This is a genomic window from Erwinia papayae (assembly GCF_058241465.1).
Map to the genome: position 1 here is coordinate 421,103 of NZ_JBZCHT010000009.1, position 15,694 is coordinate 436,796.

Genomic DNA, 15,694 nt, shown 5'->3' on the forward strand with positions numbered 1-15,694 from the left:
ATTGAGGGTTTTCCGTTGAAGAAGTGCCAGTTTGTCACTATCAGTCTTTTTCTGGTCGCCGCCGCCGCGCAGGCCGAGCCAAATCCATTCGCTTTTCCCCTCACGCCACCGGCGATTGATGCCGCTTCCTGGGTACTGATGGATGCCACCACCGGGCAGGTATTGACGCAGGGCAACGCGGATGAACGTCGTAACCCGGCCAGCCTGACCAAGCTGATGACCGGATATGTGGTGGACAGGGCTATCGACAGCAAACGCATCACCAGGGATGACATAGTGACGGTCGATAAAGACGCCTGGGCCGCGGGCAATGCGGAATTCCAGGGTTCGTCGCTGATGTTTCTTAAACCGGGAGAAAAGGTATCGGTACGTGATCTCAGCCGTGGCGTAATCATCGATTCCGGCAACGATGCCTGCGTGGCGCTGGCAGATTATGTTGCCGGCAGCCAGTCAGCCTTTGTGCAGCAGATGAACCAGTATGTGCAGAAACTGGGACTGACTAATACCCATTTCGAAACGGTACACGGACTGGATGCGCCCGGTCAGTACAGCTCAGCGGGCGATCTGGCAAAACTTTCCAGGGCGATTATCTACGGCGAGCCTGACTTCTATCAGATGTACAGTGAGAAATCCCTGACCTGGAACGGTATCACTCAGCAGAATCGTAACGGCCTGCTGTGGGATAAAACGCTGCACGTTGATGGACTGAAAACCGGGCATACGGAAACGGCCGGTTTTAACATTATTGCCTCCAGCGTTGATGGACAGCGTCGTCTGATCGCGGTGATCATGGGCGGAAAAAGCGCCAAAGGTCGTGAAGAGCAGGCGCGTAAGCTGCTGGTATGGGGGCAGAATAATTTCGACACTATTCAGCTGTTCCATGCCGGCAAAGAGATAGGCCATGAAAACGTCTGGTATGGCAATCCCCATCAGGTGGCGGTGGGCAGTGATAAAGATGTCTACCTGGCACTGCCGCGTGACGCGGTGAAAAGGATCAAAGCGAAGTACGTTATCGACAGTAAAGATTTGCAGGCCCCGCTGAAGCTGCATCAGCAGGTCGGGACCATCCAGCTGGTTGACGGCGATAAGCCGGTGGCTTCTTATCCGCTGGTCACCCTGAATGAGGTGGCACAGGCAGGGATCATCACCCGGATTAAAGACTACTTCAGCCGGAAATTTTAAGCGGTCGGCGGCCCGTACGGGTCGCCTTTGCGTGCTGAACGGATGACATCACCCCTTCAGCGATGACGGCAGAACGAGCCGCCAGCGTTATTTTTTGTTGTCAGGCTGGCTGCGGGCAAACCATTCCACTCCACGCAGCATTCCACGCCAGTAAAATCGTGGCAGAAACCAGGCTTTGAGCCACCAGGCCATTCTGCCGGGGCGTGACGAATCGAGGAAAGGGAAGGTGGGTAATAACCTGTTTTCATAGCCAAACTCTGCCAGTACTACTTTGCCTTTTTCAACGTCAGCGGGCATGAGCCATAGCCATCGTACTGTGACCGGAGTGGGCGGTGGTTAAGCAGGGCCGCAAGATTTTCTGCCACCACCACCACCTGTTTGCGCGCCGCCGCCGCCGTTTTGGCATTAGGTGTGCCACAGCAGTCGCCCACGGCAAAAATTTCAGGCCAGCGACGGTGTTGCAGACGGTATTTATCCACATCACACCAGCCAGCCGCATCTGCCAGACCGCTGTGGGCGATAAAATCCGGCGCACTCTGTGGCGGCACCACATGGAGCATATCAAAGGGCAGCGTCACTTCCTGCCCCTGCTGGTCTTCACCGGCAAGTGAAAAGGTGGCCAGGCGGCGTTCACCGTCAACCCGAATCAGATTGTGTTGGAAATGGACCGCCGCCCGATACTTAGCCAGATAGCGTTTCAGCGGGGGAACAAACTCAGGCACGCCAAAAATCGCCTGTCCGGCAAGACAGAAACTGACGTTAATCTTTTCAAGACAGCCCTGGCGCCGCCAGTGATCGCAGGAGAGATAAAGCGCTTTCTGGGGAGCACCGGCACATTTGATGGGGACGGGTGGCTGACAAAAGATCGCATTTCCCTGCCGTAATTCCTTTACCAACTGCCAGGTATAGCTTGCCAGGTCATAACGGTAGTTGGAGGTGACGCCATTGCGCCCCAGCGTCTCCTCAAGCCCGGCTATTTTGTCCCAGCGGAGCGTCAGGCCGCAGGCAACGACCAGATAATCATAATCGAGCTTTTTACCGTTTTCTGTCTCAATATATTTATCTTCAGCCGCTACCCGGATAACTTTATCTTTAAGCCAGATAACATTATCCGGAATAACTGATTTCATTTCTCTTCGGGTTTTTCTTATATCAAAAGTGCCACCGCCGACCAGTGTCCAAGCTGGCTGATAATAATGATATTCACCCGGTTCGATCAGCGTAATGGCTATATTTTTTATTCTCTTTTTCAGACTGGCGATAAGGCTGATCCCAGCGCTGCCGCCACCAATCACCACCAGGTGAGGAGGTCGGTTTTCATGGTTTGTATTCATGCAGGTCTCCATATTATTTTTCAACATAGTTGATCCCGGCCTGGTGAAAAAGGATTTACATAGAATTTAAAGTTATAAAAAAATAATGTTATAACTTTTTTATATATGTAATAGCCAAAAAGAATAAGTCGTTGACAGATTATTTTAGCCGTATTTAAATCCTTCCACTCATGCGGCAGGAATGGATGTCATCATGCAGGAAATTATCTGTTTATCCTCACACAGCATCATCCTGTTAATTGCTACGGGGGCAATGGTTGGCTTTCTTCTGGCGCTGACCGGAGGGGGAGGCTCGGTCATATGCGTACCCCTGTTACTGTATGTGGTGAAAATACCCGATATTCATAAGGTTATTGGCACCAGCGCAATGGCGGTTGCCATCAGTGCACTGTTTAACCTTTGTGCTCATGCCCGTAAAGGCCATGTTGCCTGGGTAAAAGGGCTGGGTGTCTCATCTGTTGCCGTGCTGGGGGCGCTGACGGGGGCGGCGTTGGGGAAAGCCATCGACGGGCATTACCTGCTGATCCCCTTTGCATTGCTGATGTTGGTGATTGCCAGCGTGATGCTGAGAAAAAATCGTACCTGCACCCACGCCGGGACCGCAGATGCCATCACCTTCCCGCCCGTGGTGGTCTGGTCTGGCGTTGCCGGAACCGGGGTGATGGCGGGTTTGCTGGGGATCGGCGGCGGTTTTTTGGTGGTGCCGCTGCTGGTCTGGTTTTTTCGTCTCTCTCTGGTCAGTGCGATAGCCACATCGCTGATGGTGGTTTTTGCCATGGGCATGGCAACCAGCGTCAGTTACGCGCTGGCAGGTAAGATCTCTGTTTCGCTGACGGTCTGGCTTATTGTCGGCGGCCTGCCGGGTGGCATGCTGGGTGTGACATTTGCCAACCGGCTGAAAAAAAATGAAAAAACCATCAACACGCTCTTTTCGGTGATGCTGCTGTTGATGGCCAGTTACATGATTTTGAAGGGCCTCATCCAGTAGCGAACTTCTTTACCCGCCGCTGTGCGTTGCTGCGCTCGCCTGACGGCTTTCTCTGTGGGATGAAGCCTTTGCAAAGTCTCAATTTGTGCAGATAACAGGAACCGAAGATGGATATCCGAGAAAACAATCAACAGCTTTCGTTTGCCGGGGCGCTGAATGCTGATGATATTGCGTGGCTGAAGCAACAGGGCTACCAGCGCGTGATCAACAATCGTCCCGAAGATGAAGAGCAGAGTCCACTCAGTCATCAGCAGGAGAGCGCGCTGGTGCGGCAGTCGGGCATGGAGTATGTCTCATTACCTTTCAACTGGGACTCCCTGACGCTTGATGGTGTCTTTGCCTTCCACCATCTGCTCAGGCAGGACAAGAAAACCCTGGCTCACTGCCGCAGTGGCGCGCGCTCAGCCAGCCTTTTTTTACTCTATGAACTGCACACCGGGCAGATCGACGAAGGCCGCTTCCGGCAACGCTGTCAGCAGACAGGGGGGGGATGCAGAGCGGGCGCTGGCGTGGTACGCCGGGATTGGTAAAACAGAGGCGCAGGCGGAAGTACACCCTTTCTACGAGCCGGAAAGCGGCAGCCTTCAGTATGTGATTGCCGATGTGGCAGCCCGGCGTTGCGCGATTATTGACCCGGTGCTTGATTTCGATCGCAACAGCGCCAGCGTGCCATATCAACAGGCGCAGCGCATACTGGATTTTATTGTACAGCGGCAGTGGCGGGTTTCCTGGGTACTGGATACCCATCCCCATGCCGATCACTTCTCCGCCGCCGCCTGGCTGGCGCGACAAACCGGTGCGCTGAAAGGCATCGGCGAAAAAGTGACCGAGGTGCAGGCACTGTGGCAAAAGCTTTATCACCTGAGCGATATTCCTGAACCTCACACCCTGTGGGATGCTTTATTCAGCGATGGCGACCCGTTTTATATTGGTAATCTGCGGGCGGAAGTGCTGCTTTCACCCGGTCATACTCTGGCCTCGGTGACTTACCATATTGCGGACTGTGCCTTTATTCACGATACCCTGTTTATGCCGGACAGCGGCACGGCCAGAACGGACTTTCCCGGCGGCAGCGCCGCCGCCTTATGGCAATCCGTGCAGCGTATTCTGCAACTGCCGCAGCATACCCGCCTGTTCACCGGGCATGATTATCGTCCCGGCGGGCGCGAGATGCAGTGTGAAAGTACCCTTTCACAGCAACTGAGCAGCAATCCCTAGCTGGCTGGTCAGAACGAGGCCAGCTTTATTGCGCGTCGTGAACAGCGTGATGCCACCTTGCCTCTGCCGGACTTAATGCTGATGGCGTTGCAGATTAATATCCGCGGCGGTGAACTTCCTGACCCCGAAGCCAATGGTGAGCGCTACCTGAAAATTCCCCTCAATAGTTTCCGGCGGGAAGCCTGACAGATGGTTATCGATCTGCAACACTTCACGCCGTTGCACAGTGTGGCCGGGGGCATCCTGATTGGTGCTGCCGCCGGGATGCTGATTATTTTTTGCGGGCGCATCATGGGCATCAGCGGCATTATCGGCGGCTTACTCCCCGCTTCAAGGTCAGAACAACAGTGGCGTATCGCTTTCCTGGCGGGCGTTATGCTGGCCCCGGTAGTTTTTTCGTTGTTTGCCACCCTGCCGGAGATCACTGTTAACACCTCATGGGGACAATTGATGGTGGCCGGACTGCTGGTTGGCGTTGGTACAAGACTTGGTTCGGGCTGTACCAGCGGTCACGGCGTCTGCGGCCTGTCCCGACTCTCATTACGTTCGCTGGTCGCCACGCTGATTTTTATGGCGACGGCGATGCTGGTGGTTGGTTTTATGCCTTAAACAGGAGGCAGAATGAAAATGCTTGTTTCCCTGCTCTGCGGGCTGTTGTTTGGCTGCGGGCTGATTATCAGCGGGATGGCGAATCCGGCGAAGGTGCTGGGTTTTCTGGACATTACCCGGTTATGGGACCCGTCCCTGGCGCTGGTAATGGCTGGGGCGGTAGTGGTGGGATTGACCGCTTTTCGTCTGGCGGCCCGGCGGGGGCGGCCGGTTCTGGGCGGCAGCATGAATCTTCCGGTTGCCGTGCGGCCGGACTGGCGTCTGATTGCGGGTGCGCTGCTGTTTGGCACCGGCTGGGGCCTGGCGGGGATCTGTCCTGGTCCGGCGCTGATCCTGCTGGCCAGCGGCGTAACGAAGGGGGCGGTGTTCGTGCTGGCGATGCTGGCAGGAATGGGGCTTTATCACTGGCTGGCGCGTTATCTGCCTGTGTAGCACAGGCTTTGCTGCATCCTGCTGACGAAATGGCACTTTCTACCGGGGGTATCCGACGAAATATGTCTGATCCTATCCCTGTTATCATTCTGGCGCGTCTGGCAGTTGATGTGAGTTTCCACGGTACAGGCCTGGGTGCAGACCTGCTGCATGATGCGATTATGCGCATTCATCGGGTAGCTGAGAATATTGGAGTAAGAGCAGTGATGGTTCATGCTTTGTCTGCTGCTGCAAAACAGTTTTATCTTCATCACGGGTTTACTCCTTCAACCACACAGAAGAACACGCTTTTTCTCCGCCTGCCTGCGGTTATTTCTGCCAGCTGAATGCATTGATTTCCGTCAGAAATTATGCCGGTTCAGCCAGATTGCCTGAAGCTTTAGTTGATGAGAGTAATCAGCCTGTTCAATAAAGAGAAAGCGTTCTGGTCGCCAGAGCGATAAATTGTTACTGCACTCAGTCGTCATGTCTGGCGACGTACTCGTTTTCTGTCTCCAACCCTTCGGACAACCCAACGGAAGAAGATTTGTTACATCAGGTAACTATGCAGAAGACCAGGCAGGGCTTTTTCAACGGAGTAACAGGTGCTGGCACAAAACCACAGCCTGAGAGCGCGTCATTTATTTTCCGGCAACCATTTTTCAGATAACGGGGATCAATCTTCCGGAAATTTTATAAGGTATGATCGCGGCGGTTAACTAGCTCAGGAGAGTGCTTTGCGCCCCGACAAGCCGCTGACGGCCCTCGAATTCACGCTTTATCGCAACTATCGCATCGTGCATGGCATTCGCATTGCGCTGGCGTTCGTGCTGACTTTTTTGCTGGTGCGCCTGCTGCACATCCCGGAAGGCACCTGGCCGCTGATCACCCTGGTGGTGGTGATGGGGCCGGTATCATCCTGGGGGAACGTGCTGCCGCGCGCCGTACAGCGCATCGGTGGCACCGTATTCGGTTCCGTTTCTGGTCTGATCGCGCTGAAGCTGGAGTTATTCTCGCTGCCCGTCATGCTGCTCTTGTGCACGGTGGTGATGTTTATCTGCGGGTTTCTGACCCTGGGTAAACATCCGTATATGGCGTTGCTGATCGGGATCACGCTGGCGGTGATTTGTGGTGCGCCGCCGGGTGACATGAACACCGCGCTGTGGCGGGGTGGTGATGTGGTGCTTGGCTCGCTGCTGGCGTTACTGTTTACCAGCATCTTCCCGCAGAAAGCCTGGATCCACTGGCGAATCAAGCTGTCTGATTCTCTGCTGGAGACGGCAAAAATTTATCATGCCGGTTTTTCACCGAATCTGGTCGAAAAACCACGTCTGAACCGGCCATTACAGCGTCTGCTGACCGGCGTGGTGAAGATGCGCGCGCTGATTGAACCTTCCAGTAAAGAGACCCGCACGCCGCGTTCGGTGTTTGAGGGCATTCAGACCCTGAACCGTAACCTGGTCTGCACGCTGGAGCTGATGATCAACGCCTGCTGGGCTTCAAGGCAGAGTCATCTGATTATGCTACATGCCCCGACGCTGCGGCGTACCCAACAGATGACCGAGAGCACCCTGCGGGCGCTGTCGGCTGCGGTGATTGATGGCAATACCGATAACATCGCCGCAAACGGCGCCGTGCTGGCGGATATCAGCCGTGAACTGCGGCAACTTATCAAAGAATCCAGCGATGATGAGCTGGTGGAAACCCCCATCCACGGCTATGTCTGGCTGAATCTGGAGATGGCCGGGCAGCTGGAAAGGCTGTCCGATCTTATCCGGCTGGCCCTGCGTAAATAAATGATTTGCATAACTTACTGCGGGCGAAGCCGCTTCGCGCTAAGATAGCGGCAGTCCGACTCGATATTGCTCCTGGCTGCGGTAAGCCGTTAAGCTAAGAGCGACGATAACAACGCCTGTACAAGCAGGCCTGAATAAAAGGTCTCTCCATGGAAAATGCAAAGCAATCATTTCAGGACGTGCTGGAGTTCGTCCGCATGTTTCGCCGTAAGAATAAGCTGCAACGCGAAATCCACGACAACGAGAAAAAGATCCGCGATAACCAGAAACGTGTCCTGCTGCTGGACAACCTGAGCGAGTACATCAAGCCCGGCATGAGCATCGAAGCCATTCAGGAAATTATCAGCAGCATGCGCAGTGACTATGAAGACCGCGTCGATGACTACATCATCAAAAACGCCGATCTGTCGAAAGAGCGCCGCGACCTGTCGAAAAAACTGAAGGCGATGGGCGAGCCAAAAGCACACTGACAGTGCGATAACGGAGGGCGGTCATCGCCCTTCGTTTATTCAGCCGATGGCAGCCAGCCTGAGAATCAGCCTCTCCCCCCTCTCTGAAGTCAACCCCTGCTGAGTGGTAGCGCGTTCAGCCATCCCAATTGTCTCTGGATCGAAGTGATGCACGGCGTTCGCCATGCGGCGAGAAAATCACGAAAAAGCCTTTGCATATTCCTCAGGCTTTAACCATCATTTGCCTTAGACCTCTCATCGCTTTCCTCTTTTCTGACTGGAATGATCTTGCAAAACTTCAGAGTGACTCTGCATCAGGCAATCAGGCATTCGGCATGGTATCCAAAAAGACACTCCTCGCGGGTTTTGTTCTGGCGTGAGATCACGCCACTGGCGGTGCCGATTTTTTTTGAAAACCTTTGCGTCCTGCTGATGGGGGTGCTCAGCACCTTTCTGGTGAGCTGGCTGGGTAAAGAAGCGATGGCCGGCGTCGGACTGGCTGACAGCTTTAATATCGTCATTATCTCCTTCTTTGCCGCCATTGATCTCGGCACCACCGTGGTGGTGGCTTTCAGTCTGGGCAAGCTTAACCGCGAACGGGCGCAGGCAGCGGCCCGGCAGTCGCTGGTGCTGATGACACTGTTTGCCATTCTGCTGGCGACGGGCATTGAGTTCTTTGGTGAGCAGATTATCGACCTGATTGCGGGTAGTGCTGAACCGAAAGTCAAAGCGCTGGCGCTGATTTACCTCAATATTACCGCCTGGAGTTATCCGGCGGCGGCCATCGCGCTGATTGGTTGCGGCGCGCTGCGTGGTGCGGGCAATACGAAAATCCCGATGCTGATCAATGGCGGCATGAATATCCTGAATATTATTTTCAGCACCGCGCTGATTTACGGCTGCTTTGGCTGGAAGGGGATGGGTTTTGCCGGTGCCGGGCTGGGGCTGACGCTGTCACGCTATGTCGGTGCGGCGGCGGTGATTTACGTGCTGATGATTGGGTTCAACCCGCAGCTGAAAATTACCTTGCGTAGCTACTTTTCGCGGCTGAATACCAGCATCCTGATGGAGGTGCTGGGTATCGGGGTGCCTGCCAGAGTTGAATCCGTGCTGTTCAACGGCGGCAAATTACTCACTCAGGTGTTCGTCGCCGGAATGGGAACCGATGTGATCGCCGGGAATTTCATCGCCTTTTCCATTGCCTCAATGATTAACCTGCCGGGCAATGCCCTGGGTTCTGCCGCCACCATCATCGTCGGCACCCGGCTGGGGAAAGGCCAGCTCGGTCAGCCTGAACGCCTGCTGCGGCATATCTTCTGGCTGTCATCAATTGGCCTCTGTTTCCTGGCGCTGCTCTCTGTGCCTTTAGCAGGCGTGCTGGCCGCTTTCTACACCCGCGAGGAGGATGTTATCCACGTGGTGAAAATACTCATCTGGATGAATGCCGCCTTTATGCCGTTCTGGGCGGCCTCCTGGGTGCTTCCCGCCGGACTCAAGGGCGCGCGGGATGCCCGCTTCACTATGTGGGTGTCCATGCTGGGCATGTGGGGAGGCCGTATTGTTTTCGGCTACCTGCTTGGGGTGGTACTGGGATTTGGCGTGGTGGGCATCTGGCTGGGGATGTTCCTCGACTGGATCATTCGCGGTGCCTTCTTTTACCGCCGGATGACCAGCCGGCGCTGGCTGTGGAAATATCTCAAACCGGCCGCCTGATGCCTGTCTGGCAGCGTGCCGCTGCCCGCCCAAATCCGGCGAGGTAGCCTGTAGCCGGGCGAATTGGGCACCCCATGGCCGATTCAGCGTGTTGATGGGCGTTTATGACGGCGTGTTCATGCGTGGTCGCCCGCAGCGATAATAGTTAACCATTACGGGAGGCCTTCATGGAGACTGACATCGCGGCAGACGCGCGATGCTTATCCGTTGCAACCGCCAGCCAGAGTTTCTTCTTTACCTCACCGTGGAAAAGCCTCAGCGCGGAAGGGCGATTTATCAGCGTGGCAACCCCCGCCTGGCAGGGGGAGGACCTGCATGGGACGTTTCAGCAGGCAGTACGCGCTGCCTTTGCTGCCGCCAGACAGGCAGGTATTGCCCGTCCTCTGCTGGTGGGCGCAGTCCCCTTCGATACCCGGCAGCCGTCGGCACTGTTTATTCCCGGGCAGAGCCAGTTCTTCAGCCGCCAGCCATGTTCACCGCAAATCGATGACCTGCCAGCGCCTGAGATCACCGCCTGCCGTGCGCTACCGGAGAAAGCGCCGTTTATGGCGATGGTGGCGCAGGCGATCTCCGCCACCGCCCGTCCCGGCCTGGAGAAAGTGGTGCTGTCGCGACTGCTCGATATCACCACCGCGCAGCCGGTCCGACCTGAGCAGATCCTCAACCGGCTGATGGCGCAGAACCCCGACGGCTACCATTTTTACCTGCCGCTGGCCGATGGCAGCACCCTGCTGGGGGCCAGCCCGGAGCTACTGCTACGTAAATCCGCTGAGCATTTCTCCTCGCTGCCGCTGGCCGGTACGGCCCGTCGCGATCGGCACAGCCCGGAACGGGATGAGGCGACTGGCAGGCAGCTGATGCAATCGCAGAAAGACCGTCACGAACATCAACTGGTGACCCGGGCGATGCAGCAGTTGCTTCAGCCGCGCAGTACTGCGTTCGCCATCGCGCAGCAGCCGCAGCTTGTCTCCACCCCGACCCTGTGGCATCTGGCTACGCCGATTGAGGGTGAAGTGCGTTCGCCGCAGGAAACCGCGCTGTCGCTGGCCTGCCTGCTGCATCCGACGCCTGCATTAAGCGGTTACCCCCATGCGGCCGCCCGTCAGTGGATTGCCCGGCTGGAACCCTTTGAGCGGAAACTGTTTGGCGGCATGGTCGGCTGGTGCGACGAAGAAGGCAACGGTGAGTGGGTGGTGATTCGTTGCGCTACCCTGGCAGGCAGGCATATCCGGCTGTTTGCCGGTGCGGGCATCGTTCCGGCGTCCTCACCCGAAGCCGAATGGCACGAAACCGGCAGCAAACTCAATACCCTGTTGCAGGTTTTAGGCCTGCAACCGCAGGGCTGAAAAGGGCAGGCGGCCACAGCGAGCCGTTCAGCCGTTATATGGCGCGGGCATCTGGCGCAGATGAGAACGCCCGTTAAGTGAGATGTCCGCAGCTTGATCGCTAGCAGATAATCTGTTGCCAGTTTGCTTTACAATCGCCGGTTCGGGAGGTGTCGGGTTACCGACGACACCCTGATTAAACAGGATTTAAGACAGGAGTGGTTATGAAACAACGTTTTCCCGAAGGTTTTATGTGGGGCGGTGCCACCGCCGCCAATCAGATTGAAGGGGCTTATGACGAGGATGGCAAAGGGCTGTCGATTGTCGATACCATCCCCGGCGGCAAATCACGGCTGAAGATCGTGGCCTCAGCAGATTTTGACTTTACCCTGCAGCCGGAACGTTACACCTATCCCAATCATCAGGCAATCGACCACTATCACCGCTTTGGCGAGGATATTGCGCTGTTCGCAGAGATGGGGTTCAAATGCTATCGCTTCTCCATTGCCTGGAGCCGTATCTATCCGAACGGCATCGAACAGCAGCCCAACGAGGCGGGCCTGTGCCACTACGATCGGGTGATCGCCACCTGTCGTGACCACGGTATTGAACCGGTGATCACTATTTCTCACTACGAAATGCCGCTGCATCTGGCGAAAGCTTTCGGCGGCTGGAAAAACCGTGAGGTGATTGGGCACTTTGCCCGTTTTGCTGAAACGCTGCTGACGCGCTACGGGCAGCAGGTGAAATACTGGATGACCTTCAACGAAATCAACAGCGCGGCGCATTTCCCGATGATGAGTCAGAGCCTGACGGTCAAAACCGGCGCGCTGGAGGCACAGGCGAAGTATCAGGCGTGGCACAACCAGTTTGTAGCCAGCAGCATGGCGGTAAAAATGGCCCATCAGATCAATCCGCAGATCCGCATCGGCTGCATGATCCTCTATGCCACCGCCTACGCTTACGACTGTAATCCGCTCAACCAGCTGGCGACGCTGAAGCAGAATCAGGCATTTAATTTCTACTGCGCCGACGTGCAGGCGGGCGGCAGATATCCCTACTATGCGCAAAGCCTGTGGCAGTCACTGGGGGTGAAGCTGGATATTCAGCCTGGCGACCTGCAGCTGATGGCGGAAAACACGGTGGATTACATCGGCTTCAGCTACTACATGTCCACCACGGTAAACAAAAGCCAGCCGACCGATGAGGCGCAGGGCAATCTGCTGGGCGGCGCGCGCAACCCCTTCCTTGAGGCCAGCGACTGGGGCTGGGAAATTGACCCGACCGGGCTGCGTATTGCGTTGAACCAGCTGTATGACCGCTATCAGAAACCGCTGTTTATCGTGGAAAACGGTCTGGGCGCGGTGGATAAGCCGGATGCCGACTTTAACATTGCTGATGACTATCGGATCAACTACCTGCGACAGCATATCCTGGCGATGGCCGACGCCATTGACGATGGCGTGGAGCTGATGGGGTACACGCCGTGGGGCTGTATCGATCTGGTCAGCATGTCCACCGGGGAGATGAGCAAGCGCTACGGCTTTATTTATGTCGATCTGGACGACAACATGTCCGGCAGCGGCGACAGGTACAAAAAGAAATCCTTTTACTGGTATCAGCAGGTGATCGCCAGTAACGGCCAGCAGCTGGCGTAACCCAGCGCAGACGGCTGCCGTATTCAGCGACGGCAGCCGCACTGTTGCCGGGTTCGTCAGCGAGCATCCGGGTTAAACCACGGCATCCTCGCTGCAAATCCTCTCCTCACACCGTTATCCCTGCGGCGAACAGCCAGGGCGCCACGGAACTCAGTTTTTCACTGGTCTCCTCCCATTCCCGCTCTGGCGTTGATTGCGCCACCAGTCCGGCTCCGGCGCGCAGCCAGTAACGATCGCCATCACCATAAGCGGAACGCAGCACCAGCGCGGCGTCCAGCGATCCGTCGCTGTCGGCGATCAGCACGCAGCCACTGTACAGCCCGCGCTTTTCCTGCTCATAGCGGCGAATGCTCTCCAGCGCCGCCTGCTTGGGAATACCAGATGCGGTGACCGCCGGGAACAGCGTGGTAAACGCCTGCCAGGGCGAGGCATCATCCGCCAGCACGCCGCTGACCTGCGAAGCCAGATGTTGAACGCTACCGCGCTCCAGCACCTGCATAAAGCCGTTTACCGTCACGCTGCCTGCCCGGCAGACCTGCTCCATCTCTTCGGTTGCCAGCCTGACCGACACCGCATGTTCCGCAATCTCCTTATTGTCACAGAGTAACTGCTGGCGCAGCGCGGCATTCGCGGCGGCATCGGTGGTCAGCGCGCGGGTGCCCGCCAGCGGTTGCGTGGTCACCCGGCGGCTGGCATCCACCGCCACCACAATTTCCGGGCTGAAGCCATAGGCCTGCTCGCCCGGCTGATGCAACAGGAATGAACGGGCTGGCGTGTTGAACTGCCGACCGGCGTAGTAGCTCGCCACCATATCCAGCGGCGTCTTCAGCTCGGCACGGCGCGAGAGGATCACCTTCTGATAAAGCCCCTGCTGCATATCACCTACCGCTGACGCCACCTGTTGCTGGTACATCTGCTGTCCCTCGGCGCGTACATCAACGCTCAGCGGGGGGCTACAGGCGGGCAGCGGCTGTTGTCGGGCTTCCGCCAGCAGCGCGGCCAGCCAGGCTGAATCTTCGTCATTCAGCGCACGTAGTTCCGCCGTATCGGGGCGCAGGCGGATCTCGTAGCGGGGAAGCGCGAGGCGCATAACGGTTGCCGACGGTTGTCGCGGTGCCACACCGCAGGTGAGATACGACAGCTCAAAATCGGCGCGACCATAGGCCCGCCAGCCGCTGTAAGGCACCGTCGCCAGCGCCTGTTCAATACCTGCGGCGACAGAGGCGGCCTGCCAGTGCCCGCCATCGCTGCGTTGCACCGTGCCGTCGGCCCCGACGGTAATTTCCATCACCGCGCCGATCCCCAGCGCCCACTCGCCGTGGCGTTCATACAGCGTGAAAGTATGATTTTGCTGCCGCAGATGCCCGGCCAGCTTCACCGCCATCTGGAACGGCGGTTCACTGAGTGCCCGCAGGGTTGACTGATAATGCTGAAGGTGAGCGGGCGTGGCTGCGCGCTGCACGGCGAGCACCACCAGCCGACGCTTATCGATTTTTCTCGCTGCCGTCAGCGGCCATTCCGCGATGCGTTCAATCTGATCGGGGATTTTATAGTGGCTGATACCCCGTTGGCGCAGCTCTGCTTTGATCTGCGCGGGATCAAGGCGCTGTTCCCCGCTGTTAATAAAGACACAGATGCGTTCGCCGGTCAGCGAATCCGGCACGCCGACCGCCACGGCAGCATGCACGCCGTGCAGTGCGCTAATCGCTTCCTCCACCTCGGCGGCGGAAATTTTTTCTCCGGCGCGGTTGATCTGCTCTTTAATGCGCCCTTCGACAATCAGATTGCCCTGCGGGTCGCGACGCACCAGGTCGCCGGAACAGTAAAAACCGTCAGCGGTGAACGCCGTCGCGTTGTGCTCCGGGGCGCGAAAATAGCCGCGAATGGTGTAAGGCCCGCGCGTTAACAGCTGACCGGTTTCGCCGTCTGCCACCTCACGGCCATCTTCATCCACAATACGAATCTCATCCTGCGGCGACAGCGGGCGTCCCTGGGTATGAATAATGGCATCCGGCGTATCGTCCAGCCGGGTATAGCACAGCAACCCTTCAGCCATACCGAACACCTGTTGCAGCTGGCAGCCGAGCACGGTTATCAGCTGTTGTGCCAGTCCGGCCTCCAGCCGTGCGCCGCCAACCTGCACCACCCGCAGGCTGGAAAGGTCGCTGTCTTCCCATTCCCGTCCTTCCACCCACAGCTTCGCCAGCGGCGGTACCAGCGCCACATGGGTGACGCGTTGCTGGGCAATCAGCGGCATCGCTTCATCACAGCTGGCCGAGGTGGTGGTGACCACGGTTGCGCCGCACTGCCAGGCCCCCAGCACGCCGGGCGAGGCGAGGGTGAAATTGTGCGCGGCGGGCAGCACCGCCAGAAAGACCGTGCTGCTGTCGAATCCACACACCCTCGCAGAGGCGGTGAAGTTGTAGAAATAGTCACCGTGCGTGCGGGGGATCAGCTTGGGCGTGCCGGTGGTGCCGCCGGAAAGCAGCAGCAGCGCGGTATCCTCCGGCGCGGGCTGCGGCCAGGGACAGGCCGTGCCGTCCAGCTTCGCGAGGCTCAGCACCGATGGCTCCGTATCGCTGCCCGCACCGTCGGTGACGATCAGCCGCAAAGAGGGGTGTTGCTGCCGCATCCGGGTGGCGATTTCCAGCCACTCTTCGCCGTCAGGAATAAACAGCGCCACCGGCGCTGCCAGCGCGCTCAGCGCATTAATATCCTGTTCGCGCTGATTTGGCATCGCCATCACCGGGATGGCCCCCAGCCGCAGCAGGGCGAAGAACACCAGAAAGAATCCCGGTGTGTTGGGCATCTGTACCATCGCCGGATCGCCCGCGCGCAGCCCGGCAGCATACAGACCGGCGGCAATCGCCTCGCTGCGTTGATGCAGTTGCTGATAAGAGAGGCGCTGCTGATGTTCATCCACCAGCGCCGTGCGCGAACCATATTGTTGTGCCCAGCGTGCCAGACAGTGCTCAAGGGTAACTGCCTGGGTGGTCTGAGGGAGAGAGGAA

Annotated in this window: 14 protein-coding genes and 2 pseudogenes; 12 read left to right on the forward strand and 4 right to left on the reverse strand. The window is 57.4% G+C overall.

All coding sequences use genetic code 11. The annotated features are described in order from the left end of the window. Positions 1–15 precede the first annotated feature (15 nt). Positions 16–1,182, forward strand: a complete 1,167-nt coding sequence (dacD, locus tag AC3RPL_RS06745; RefSeq protein WP_490739402.1) for a serine-type D-Ala-D-Ala carboxypeptidase DacD — start codon at positions 16–18, stop codon at positions 1,180–1,182. Positions 1,183–1,269: 87 nt separating this feature from the next. Here the strand turns inward: dacD and AC3RPL_RS06750 are convergent, their stop codons facing one another. Both AC3RPL_RS06750 and AC3RPL_RS06755 read right to left on the reverse strand, forming a co-directional pair. Then, on the reverse strand, positions 1,270–1,479 hold the full coding sequence (locus tag AC3RPL_RS06750) for a hypothetical protein (protein ID WP_490739403.1): 210 nt from the start codon (positions 1,477–1,479) through the stop codon (positions 1,270–1,272). Next, positions 1,449–2,516 carry an NAD(P)/FAD-dependent oxidoreductase gene (locus tag AC3RPL_RS06755; RefSeq protein ID WP_490739404.1) on the reverse strand — a complete coding sequence of 356 codons (1,068 nt, stop codon included), beginning with the start codon at positions 2,514–2,516 and terminating at the stop codon, positions 1,449–1,451. Before AC3RPL_RS06755 ends, AC3RPL_RS06750 begins: the two co-directional genes overlap by 31 nt. Before the next feature lie 193 nt (positions 2,517–2,709). On the opposite strand from AC3RPL_RS06755, the gene AC3RPL_RS06760 reads away from it, so the two are divergent. The 11 genes and pseudogenes from AC3RPL_RS06760 to AC3RPL_RS06810 all read left to right on the forward strand — a co-directional run bounded on the left by AC3RPL_RS06760 (position 2,710) and on the right by AC3RPL_RS06810 (position 12,683). Beyond that, positions 2,710–3,504, forward strand: a complete 795-nt coding sequence (locus AC3RPL_RS06760; protein ID WP_490739405.1) for a sulfite exporter TauE/SafE family protein — start codon at positions 2,710–2,712, stop codon at positions 3,502–3,504. Between the two features lie 107 nt (positions 3,505–3,611). Next, positions 3,612–4,034, forward strand: a complete 423-nt coding sequence (locus AC3RPL_RS06765) for a protein tyrosine phosphatase family protein (RefSeq protein WP_490739406.1) — start codon at positions 3,612–3,614, stop codon at positions 4,032–4,034. Then, on the forward strand, positions 3,928–4,722 hold the full coding sequence (locus AC3RPL_RS06770; RefSeq protein WP_490739407.1) for an MBL fold metallo-hydrolase: 795 nt from the start codon (positions 3,928–3,930) through the stop codon (positions 4,720–4,722). Before AC3RPL_RS06765 ends, AC3RPL_RS06770 begins: the two co-directional genes overlap by 107 nt. Positions 4,723–4,911: 189 nt before the next feature. Next, positions 4,912–5,331: a YeeE/YedE family protein gene (locus tag AC3RPL_RS06775; RefSeq protein ID WP_490739408.1), complete on the forward strand. Its 420-nt coding sequence runs from the start codon at positions 4,912–4,914 to the stop codon at positions 5,329–5,331. 12 nt (positions 5,332–5,343) lie between these two features. Beyond that, positions 5,344–5,763: a DUF6691 family protein gene (locus tag AC3RPL_RS06780; RefSeq protein ID WP_490739409.1), complete on the forward strand. Its 420-nt coding sequence runs from the start codon at positions 5,344–5,346 to the stop codon at positions 5,761–5,763. A 38-nt stretch (positions 5,764–5,801) separates the two neighbouring features. Further along, positions 5,802–6,089, forward strand: a pseudogene (locus tag AC3RPL_RS06785) (GNAT family N-acetyltransferase); the annotation flags it as partial. Between the two features lie 390 nt (positions 6,090–6,479). Beyond that, on the forward strand, positions 6,480–7,538 hold the full coding sequence (locus tag AC3RPL_RS06790; protein ID WP_490739410.1) for an FUSC family protein: 1,059 nt from the start codon (positions 6,480–6,482) through the stop codon (positions 7,536–7,538). Positions 7,539–7,687: 149 nt separating this feature from the next. After that, entirely contained in the window at positions 7,688–8,008 is a 321-nt protein-coding gene (locus AC3RPL_RS06795; RefSeq protein ID WP_034935372.1) for a DUF496 family protein, read from the forward strand. Between the two features lie 261 nt (positions 8,009–8,269). Then, a complete protein-coding gene (locus AC3RPL_RS06800; protein WP_490739411.1) occupies positions 8,270–9,700 on the forward strand; it encodes an EmmdR/YeeO family multidrug/toxin efflux MATE transporter in 1,431 nt (476 codons plus the stop codon). A 167-nt stretch (positions 9,701–9,867) separates the two neighbouring features. Next, complete coding sequence (locus AC3RPL_RS06805; RefSeq protein WP_490739412.1) at positions 9,868–11,046, forward strand: isochorismate synthase; 1,179 nt, start codon at positions 9,868–9,870, stop codon at positions 11,044–11,046. Positions 11,047–11,249: 203 nt separating this feature from the next. Beyond that, the gene (locus AC3RPL_RS06810; protein WP_490739413.1) at positions 11,250–12,683 is read left to right on the forward strand and encodes a glycoside hydrolase family 1 protein; all 1,434 of its coding nucleotides are present in this window, start codon (positions 11,250–11,252) and stop codon (positions 12,681–12,683) included. A gap of 106 nt (positions 12,684–12,789) precedes the next feature. Here the strand turns inward: AC3RPL_RS06810 and AC3RPL_RS06815 are convergent, their stop codons facing one another. Both AC3RPL_RS06815 and AC3RPL_RS06820 read right to left on the reverse strand, forming a co-directional pair. Then, a complete protein-coding gene (locus AC3RPL_RS06815) occupies positions 12,790–14,067 on the reverse strand; it encodes a salicylate synthase (RefSeq protein ID WP_490740646.1) in 1,278 nt (425 codons plus the stop codon). Between the two features lie 69 nt (positions 14,068–14,136). Then, positions 14,137–15,648, reverse strand: a pseudogene (locus AC3RPL_RS06820) ((2,3-dihydroxybenzoyl)adenylate synthase); the annotation flags it as partial. Positions 15,649–15,694 lie beyond the last annotated feature (46 nt).

Excerpts from the sequence above, each read along its gene's own strand:
- AC3RPL_RS06750 (WP_490739403.1), bottom strand. The coding sequence starts at position 1,479 with ATGCCCGCTGACGTTGAAAAAGGCAAAGTAGTACTGGCAGAGTTTGGC.
- AC3RPL_RS06755 (WP_490739404.1), bottom strand. The coding sequence starts at position 2,516 with ATGAATACAAACCATGAAAACCGACCTCCTCACCTGGTGGTGATTGGT.
- AC3RPL_RS06760 (WP_490739405.1), top strand. The coding sequence starts at position 2,710 with ATGCAGGAAATTATCTGTTTATCCTCACACAGCATCATCCTGTTAATT.
- AC3RPL_RS06765 (WP_490739406.1), top strand. The coding sequence starts at position 3,612 with ATGGATATCCGAGAAAACAATCAACAGCTTTCGTTTGCCGGGGCGCTG.
- AC3RPL_RS06770 (WP_490739407.1), top strand. The coding sequence starts at position 3,928 with ATGAACTGCACACCGGGCAGATCGACGAAGGCCGCTTCCGGCAACGCT.
- AC3RPL_RS06775 (WP_490739408.1), top strand. The coding sequence starts at position 4,912 with ATGGTTATCGATCTGCAACACTTCACGCCGTTGCACAGTGTGGCCGGG.
- AC3RPL_RS06780 (WP_490739409.1), top strand. The coding sequence starts at position 5,344 with ATGAAAATGCTTGTTTCCCTGCTCTGCGGGCTGTTGTTTGGCTGCGGG.
- AC3RPL_RS06795 (WP_034935372.1), top strand. The coding sequence starts at position 7,688 with ATGGAAAATGCAAAGCAATCATTTCAGGACGTGCTGGAGTTCGTCCGC.
- AC3RPL_RS06800 (WP_490739411.1), top strand. The coding sequence starts at position 8,270 with ATGATCTTGCAAAACTTCAGAGTGACTCTGCATCAGGCAATCAGGCAT.
- AC3RPL_RS06805 (WP_490739412.1), top strand. The coding sequence starts at position 9,868 with ATGGAGACTGACATCGCGGCAGACGCGCGATGCTTATCCGTTGCAACC.
- AC3RPL_RS06810 (WP_490739413.1), top strand. The coding sequence starts at position 11,250 with ATGAAACAACGTTTTCCCGAAGGTTTTATGTGGGGCGGTGCCACCGCC.
- AC3RPL_RS06815 (WP_490740646.1), bottom strand. The coding sequence starts at position 14,067 with ATGGCGGTGAAGCTGGCCGGGCATCTGCGGCAGCAAAATCATACTTTC.